The 7,745-nt window shown below is 69.7% G+C and carries 7 protein-coding genes; all 7 read left to right on the top strand.

What is annotated here, in order from left to right; translation table 11 throughout:
* The coding region (folC, locus tag C1I97_RS26235; RefSeq protein ID WP_258382743.1) for a bifunctional tetrahydrofolate synthase/dihydrofolate synthase at positions 1–1,524 on the top strand (1,524 nt) is incomplete at its 5' end.
* Between the two features lie 6 nt (positions 1,525–1,530).
* Positions 1,531–1,899, top strand: a complete 369-nt coding sequence (locus C1I97_RS26230; protein ID WP_111005634.1) for a DUF4233 domain-containing protein — start codon at positions 1,531–1,533, stop codon at positions 1,897–1,899.
* A gap of 56 nt (positions 1,900–1,955) precedes the next feature.
* Complete coding sequence (gene ndk / locus C1I97_RS26225; RefSeq protein ID WP_111005633.1) at positions 1,956–2,369, top strand: nucleoside-diphosphate kinase; 414 nt, start codon at positions 1,956–1,958, stop codon at positions 2,367–2,369.
* Positions 2,370–2,684: 315 nt separating this feature from the next.
* Positions 2,685–3,704 carry a rod shape-determining protein gene (locus tag C1I97_RS26220; RefSeq protein ID WP_111005632.1) on the top strand — a complete coding sequence of 340 codons (1,020 nt, stop codon included), beginning with the start codon at positions 2,685–2,687 and terminating at the stop codon, positions 3,702–3,704.
* A 162-nt stretch (positions 3,705–3,866) separates the two neighbouring features.
* Positions 3,867–4,808: a rod shape-determining protein MreC gene (gene mreC / locus C1I97_RS26215; protein ID WP_111005631.1), complete on the top strand. Its 942-nt coding sequence runs from the start codon at positions 3,867–3,869 to the stop codon at positions 4,806–4,808.
* Positions 4,809–4,823: 15 nt separating this feature from the next.
* Complete coding sequence (gene mreD, locus C1I97_RS26210) at positions 4,824–5,504, top strand: rod shape-determining protein MreD (protein WP_111005630.1); 681 nt, start codon at positions 4,824–4,826, stop codon at positions 5,502–5,504.
* A gap of 98 nt (positions 5,505–5,602) precedes the next feature.
* The coding region (mrdA, locus tag C1I97_RS26205) for a penicillin-binding protein 2 (RefSeq protein WP_111005629.1) at positions 5,603–7,745 on the top strand (2,143 nt) is incomplete at its 3' end.

Below are 7,745 nucleotides of genomic sequence, written 5' to 3'. Positions count from 1 at the left end.
GACCCCAGCGGTCAGCCCGACCCCCTCGACTCCTTCGACGAGATCATCGCGACGGAGCAGACATCAGCCGCTTCCGCGGCGGGCGACCGCGACCCCGACCTCGCGGTGATCGAGGCCGGCAGCCGCACCCTGCGGACGCAGGGCGGGCCGCTGCGGGCAGACGTCCCCGCGCGGCCGGAGGACCCCGAGACCGACAAGGCGCTGCGCGAGGTCGAGGGGGAGCTGGCCACCCGCTGGGGCGAGACCAAGCTGGAGCCCTCGGTCAGCAGGATCTCCGCGCTGATGGACGTCCTGGGCGAACCGCAGCGGTCGTACCCCTCCATCCACATCACCGGCACCAACGGCAAGACCTCCACCGCCCGCATGATCGAGGCCCTGCTCGACGCCTTCGAGCTGCGCACCGGCCGGTACACCTCCCCGCACGTGCAGTCGATCACCGAGCGGATCAGCCTGGACGGCGCGCCGGTCTCCGCCGAGCGGTTCGTCGAGACGTACCACGACATCAAGCCGTACGTGGAGATGGTCGACGCCTCGCAGGAGTACCGCCTGTCCTTCTTCGAGGTGCTGACCGGCATGGCGTACGCCGCCTTCGCCGACGCGCCGGTGGACGTGGCCGTCGTCGAGGTGGGCATGGGCGGCAGCTGGGACGCCACCAACGTCATCGACGCGGACGTCGCCGTCGTCACCCCCATCGCCCTCGACCACACCGACCGGCTCGGCGCCACCACGGGCGAGATCGCCGGGGAGAAGGCCGGCATCGTCAAGCAGGACGCCACCGTGATCATGGCGCAGCAGCCGGTGGACGCCGCCCAGGTGCTGCTGAAGAAGGCCGTGGAGGTCAACGCGACCGTGGCCCGCGAGGGGCTGGAGTTCGGCGTCCTGGCGCGGCAGGTGGCCGTCGGCGGGCAGCTGCTCACCCTGCGCGGACTGGGCGGCGAGTACACCGAGGTGTACCTGCCGCTGCACGGCGCCCACCAGGCGCACAACGCCGCCGTGGCGCTCGCCGCGGTGGAGGCGTTCTTCGGCGTCGGCGCCCAGCGCGCCGAGCCGCTGGACGCGGAGACCGTCCGCAAGGCGTTCGCGTCCGTCGCCTCGCCGGGCCGGCTGGAGGTCGTGCGGCGCTCGCCGACCGTGGTGCTGGACGCCGCGCACAATCCTGCGGGCGCGCGGGTGACGGCCGAGGCGGTGCGGGAGGCGTTCGACTTCAGCCGGCTGATCGGGGTGGTCGGCGCCAGCGGCGACAAGAACGTGCGCGGTCTGCTGGAGGCCTTCGAGCCGATCTTCGCTGAGGTCGTGGTCACGCAGAACTCCAGCCACCGCGCGATGGACGCCGACGAACTGGCCGCGATCGCCGTCGAGGTGTTCGGCGAGGACCGGGTCCAGGTCGAGCCGCGGCTGCCGGACGCGCTGGAGGCCGCGATCACGCTTGCCGAGGAGGAAGGCGAGTTCGCCGGTGGCGGTGTGCTGGTCACCGGTTCCGTCATCACCGTCGGTGAGGCCCGACTGCTCCTGGGGAGGGGCTGACTTCTCGTGCGTACGCTGTGTTCCTCGACCCTGATCGGCGAGTTCTTCGTCATCGGTTTCGCCGCGCTGGTCGCGATGAAGGACCCCGGCCTGTCCATGACGACCGTGTGGACGGTCAGCGGCGTCGCCATGATGCTGTGCCTGCTGCTGTGCGGCCTGGTGACCCGACCCGGCGGCGTGGCCCTCGGCTGGGTGCTGCAGGTCGCGCTGATCGCCTCCGGCTTCGTGGTGCCGATGATGTTCTTCCTGGGCGCGGTGTTCGCGGCCCTGTGGTGGGCCTCGGTGCACTTCGGGCGGAAGGTCGACGAGGCGAAGGCCAGGTTCGCCGCTCAGTCCGCCGGGCCCGCCGAGCCCTCCTCCCCTGACGCTGCGTGACAGCGCCCTGTACCCTCGTCCCACCGCGTACCCGTAAGGCAAGAAGGAGCTCCGTCGTGACCCAGCGCACCCTCGTCATCCTCAAGCCCGACGCCGTCCGTCGTGGTTTGACCGGCGAGATCATCAGCCGTATCGAGCGCAAGGCCGGCTGGCAGATCACCGCGCTGGAGCTGCGCACCCTGGACGCCGAGACCCTGGAGCAGCACTACGGCGAGCACAAGGGCAAGCCCTTCTACGAGCCGCTGATGGGGTTCATGGCCTCCGGTCCGGTCATGGTCATGATCGTCGAGGGCGAGCGGGTCATCGAGGGCGTGCGCGCGCTGGCCGGCCCCACCGACCCGATCGCCGCCGCTCCGGGCTCGATCCGCGGGGACTACGGCGTGATCGTCCGGGAGAACCTGATCCACGCCTCCGACTCCGAGGAGTCCGCCGAGCGCGAGGTCAAGATCTTCTTCCCGGGCCGCGGCTGACCCCCGGAAGAACCTGCCCCGGCCGTTCTTCCTGACGTTCCATCAGTTTCAGCCGGCCGCCCGGTCCGGGCGGCCGTGCGAACCCGCCCGCCCCGCCGCATGGGGGATGCCGATCGGGGGAACGAGTGCCTCCGATGGGCCGTCTCCACAAGCGAGGCGGTACGCCATCCGCTGACAATGGCGAAGACCCTCGCGCAGTGTTCGTGCAGGCGCGTCTACGATGGAAGCCTTCACGTCACAGCACCCACCTCGCCGTACCTGAAATGCCCTCAAAAGCTCCCAGGGAAGGCCAGACGAATCCTGATGGGGAACTCAATGTCGTTCATCGGCCGTGACATGGCTGTCGACCTCGGGACCGCCAACACGCTGGTGTACGTCAGGGGTCGCGGGATCGTACTCAACGAGCCGTCCGTCGTCGCGATCAACACGAACACCGGTGGCATTCTCGCGGTCGGTGCCGAGGCGAAGAAGATGATCGGGCGCACGCCCGGCAACATCGTCGCCGTGCGTCCGCTGAAGGACGGCGTCATCGCGGACTTCGAGATCACCGAGCGGATGCTCCGCTACTTCATCCTGAAGATCCACAAGCGGCGGTATCTGGCTCGTCCGCGGGTCGTGGTCTGCGTGCCCTCCGGCATCACCGGCGTCGAGCGCCGCGCCGTCATCGAGGCGTCCTCCCAGGCCGGCGCCCGCCAGGTACACATCATCGAGGAGCCGATGGCCGCGGCCATCGGCTCCGGCCTGCCGGTCCACGAGGCCACGGGCAACATGGTGGTGGACATCGGCGGCGGCACCACGGAGGTCGCGGTCATCTCGCTCGGCGGCATCGTCACCGCCCAGTCCATCCGCGTCGCCGGCGACGAGCTGGACAACGCGATCATCCAGCACGTCAAGAAGGAGTACTCCCTTCTGCTGGGTGAGCGGACGGCCGAGCAGATCAAGCTCACGATCGGTTCGGCGTACGACCTGGAAACCGACGAGCACACCGAAATCCGCGGCCGGGACCTCGTCTCCGGGCTGCCGAAGACCGTCGTCATCTCGGCCGCCGAGGTGCGCAAGGCGATCGAGGAGCCGGTCAACGCGATCGTCGACGCGGTCAAGACGACGCTCGACAAGTGTCCGCCGGAGCTGTCCGGCGACATCATGGACCGGGGCATCGTTCTGACCGGCGGCGGAGCGCTGCTGCGCGGCCTGGACGAGCGGCTGCGCCGGGAGACCGGCATGCCGATCCACATCGCCGAGGACCCGCTGGACAGCGTGGCGCTCGGATCGGGCAAGTGCGTCGAGGAGTTCGAGGCGCTCCAGCAGGTCCTCGACGCCCAGCCGCGCAGATAACACAAATGTCCGATTCCGCCGTACGAGGTGATCCCCTCTCGTGCGGCGGATCGTTGATATAGAGGCATGAGCTTCCGCAAACGGGCCCCTTGGGATCGCGCTCAGGGTCAGCGCTTCTCGGGGGCCACCCAGTTCCTATGAGGAAGGGCACGGCCGTCGCACGTGAGGGACACGAAAGAGAGCCGGCTGCTCCTGGTGTTGTTGATCGCCATCGCGTTCGCGCTGATCACAGTGGACATCCGCGGTGGGGAGAACTCCCCCGTGGACGGCGCCCGGCGCGGCGCCGCCACCGTCTTCGGCCCGATCGAGAGCGGTATGTCGGCCGTGGTGAACCCGGTCGGCAACGCGGTCTCCGCGGTCCGCGACTCCGGTGAGCGCCATGACCGGCTCGCCGCGCTGGAGAAGGAGAACGCCGCCCTCAAGGCCGAGCTCGGCAGCGACGACCGCAACCGCAGCCGGCTGAACCAGCTGAACGGGATGCTGAAGCTGGCCGGCAAGGGCCAGTACGGCATCAAGGGCGCCCAGGTCATCGCCATAGGAGCCGCGCAGGGCTTCTCCTGGACCATCACCATCGACGCGGGCGCGGACGACGGCATCAAGCGCGACATGACCGTCCTCAACGCCGACGGCCTGGTCGGCCGTGTCACCACCGTCGGCCCCGCCTCCGCCACCGTGCTGCTCGCCAGCGACCCCGAGTTCACCGTCGGCACCCGCATGGAGGGCAGCGACGAACTCGGCTTCGCCTCCGGCCAGGGCGACCGCCCGCTGCGCGTGCAGCTGCTCAACGCCAAGGCGAACGTGAAGAAGGGCGACCGCCTGGTCACCTTCGGCTCCCAGGCCGACCGGCCGTTCGTGCCCGGCGTCCCGGTCGGCGTGGTCTCCCGCGTCGACCCCACCGGCGGCGACCTGACCCGCACCGTGTACGTCACGCCGTACGTCTCCTTCACCAAGCTCGACGTCGTCGGCGTCGTCGTACGAGCCCCGGGGAAGGACCCGCGCGACGAGGTGCTGCCGCCCAAGCCCCGGCCGACCCCGACGCCCACGGTGACCGTGACGGTCACCCCGTCCGCCGACGCCACCGTTCCTGGCCGACCGCAGCAGTAGGAGCTTTCCATTCCCATGCGCCTCAACCGGATCCTGCTCTCCACCGCGCTGGTCGTCGTCGCCCTGATGATCCAGGTGAGCATCCTGGCCCGGCTGCACCTGCCCGGTGCCGTCCCCGACCTGCTGCTGCTCACCGTCCTGGGCCTGGCCATGGTCTACGGCCACGTCGGCGGCGCCCTCGTCGGCTTCGGCGCCGGACTGCTCGCCGACATCGCCCCGCCCGCCGACCACGCCGCCGGCCGCTACGCCCTGGTGCTGTGCGTCATCGGCTACTTCGCCGGGCTCATCAAACCCGAGACCGGCCAGGTCAAGTCGGCCGCCGGACCCATGGCCGTGGTGGTCGGCGCCGCCATCGGCTCCACGCTGCTGTACGCCGGCGTCGGCGCCCTCGTCGGCGACACCGCCGCCCGCCACGTCGGCCTGCCCGGCCTGCTGCTCACGGCCACCGTGTACGACCTGCTGCTCGCCCCCTTCGTCGTCCCCGGCATCATGGCGCTGGCCCGGCGCGCGGGGAGCGACCCGCTCGGCGAGGCCGGCTCCGCCTCGAAGAAGGCGGCCGACATCTCCTCCGGCTGGCTCTCCTCCGGCACCGGTCTGCACATCGGCGGCCAGCGCGGCGCGTTCGGCGGCCTGAAGAGCAAGGCCCGCGCCCGCACCACCCGGGTCGGCCGCGTCAAGGGGGTCAAGCGGCTGTGAAGGAAAGGACGCTGACGGGCCGTCGGTCCCACGGCTTCGTCGTGCACGGCTCGTACACACGCTGCTCGTACACACACTGAGAGGGGGAGGCAGCAGCAGTGACCAACATTCCCGAGACCGGCCGGACCACACGGGTCCAGACCCGGCTCGTCGTCATCCAGATCCTCGTCTTCTCCCTGCTCGGCACCCTCGGCGGCCGGCTGTGGTACCTGCAGATCCGCGAGGGCGCCCACTACCAGAAGCAGGCGTCCGGCAACCACGTCCAGCAGGTCGTCCAGCCCGCCGTACGCGGCTCCATCCTGGACGCACGCGGGGTGCCGCTCGCCGACAACGAGACCCGGCTGGTGGTCTCCGCCTCCCGCACCGACCTGCTCAAGCAGGAGGACGGCGGCAAGGCGGTCCTCACCAAGCTGGCCGGCGTGCTCGGCATGGACGTCACGGACGTCATGCAGAAGGTCCGGCTGTGCAACGCCGACACCCCGCGGCCCTGCTGGAACGGCTCGCCCTACCAGCCCATCCCCATCACCGACGAGGCCACCCCCAAGCAGGCCCTGCAGATCCACGAGCGCGCCGAGGACTTCCCCGGCGTCACCGCCGAGCCCGCGGCCGTACGCCGCTACCCCGGCCCCGGGAAGTCCAACACCGCCCAGGTCCTCGGCTACCTCTCGCCGGTCACCGACGAGGAGGTCCAGCGGGCCAAGGACACCGACTCGCCCTACCTGCGCTCCGACATGGTCGGCCGCTCCGGCCTGGAACGGCAGTACGACCGGGAACTGCGCGGCAAGGCCGGCGTCACCCGCTACGAGGTCGACAACCTCGGCCGCGTCATCGGCAAGGCCAGGTCCGATGCCGCCGAACCCGGCTCCAGCCTGGTCACCAGCATCGACTCCCGGGTCCAGCGGATCGCCGAGCACGAGCTGGACAAGGCGATGAAGGAAGCCCGCACCCAGTGGGACCGGAACACCAACAGGAACTACAAGGCGGACTCCGGCGCCGTCGTCGTGATGGAGGCCAGGACCGGCCGCATCGTCGCCATGGCGTCCGCGCCGACGTACGACCCGAACGTCTGGATCGGCGGCATCTCCGCCAAGGACTACAAGGCGCTCACCGGCAAGGACTCCGACTACCCGCTGCTCAACCGGGCCATCCAGGGCCAGTCCGCGCCCGGTTCGACCTTCAAGGTGGTCTCGACGGCCGCCGCGGTGGAGGCCGGCTACGACTTCAACGGCACCTACCCGTGCACCAGCTCCTACTCGGTCGGCAACCAGGTCTTCAAGAACTTCGAGGGGGAGAACTTCGGCCCGATCTCACTCGGCCGGGCCCTGGAGGTCTCCTGCGACACCGTCTTCTACTACCTCTCGGACAACGAGTGGAAGAAGGACGGTGGCATCAACCCCAAGAAGAAGCCCAAGGACTACTTCTACAAGGCCGCCCACCAGTTCGGCCTCGGCAAGGAGACCGGCATTGACCTGCCCAACGAGGTCACCGGCCGCGTCCCCGACCGCGAGTGGAAGCAGCGGTACTGGGAGGCCAACAAGGACGGCTGGTGCAAGACCGGCAAGAAGGACGGCAGCTACGTCGAGAAGATCGCGTACGAGAACTGTCTCGAGGGCAACAAGCTGCGTGAGGGCGACTCGATCAACTACTCCATCGGCCAGGGCGACACCCTCGTCACCCCCGTCCAGATGGCCGTCATCTACGGGGCGATCTCCAACGGCGGCACCATGTACACCCCGACCATCGGCAAGGCGGTCGTCAGCCCCGACGGCAAGCACATCACCGAGATCAAACCCAGGTCCCACGGCAAGCTGCCCGTCACCAAGGCCACCCGGGACATGATGGACCAGGCCCTGGCCGGCGTGGCCACCCGCGGTACCGCCGCCTGGAAGTTCACCGGCTGGCCGCAGGACAAGATCCCGCTGCACGCCAAGACCGGTACCGCCGAGGTCTACGGCAAGCAGACCACGTCCTGGCTCACCACCTACACCAAGGACTACACGGTCGTCATGACCATCGCCCAGGCCGGTACCGGCTCCGGCGCCTCCGGTCAGGCCGTGCGCAACATCTACAGCGCGATGTACGGCGTCCAGGGCGACGGCTCCATCGACAACAAGAAGGCCCTGCTGCCCGCCCCGCAGAAGAGCCTGCCGAAGATCCAGCCGGACGGTTCGATCCTCGCCCCGAAGATCTCCGCCGACCCCGCCGAGGACCAGGAGGAGGCGGCCCAGCAGCCCACCCAGC

The organism is Streptomyces sp. NTH33 (genome assembly GCF_003236365.1).
Taxonomy (GTDB): domain Bacteria; phylum Actinomycetota; class Actinomycetes; order Streptomycetales; family Streptomycetaceae; genus Streptomyces.
Note: the sequence above shows the minus strand (reverse complement) of the source record. Positions and strands in the feature narration are given on the sequence as shown.

Excerpts from the sequence above, each read along its gene's own strand:
- C1I97_RS26220 (WP_111005632.1), top strand. The coding sequence starts at position 2,685 with ATGTCGTTCATCGGCCGTGACATGGCTGTCGACCTCGGGACCGCCAAC.
- mreD (WP_111005630.1), top strand. The coding sequence starts at position 4,824 with ATGCGCCTCAACCGGATCCTGCTCTCCACCGCGCTGGTCGTCGTCGCC.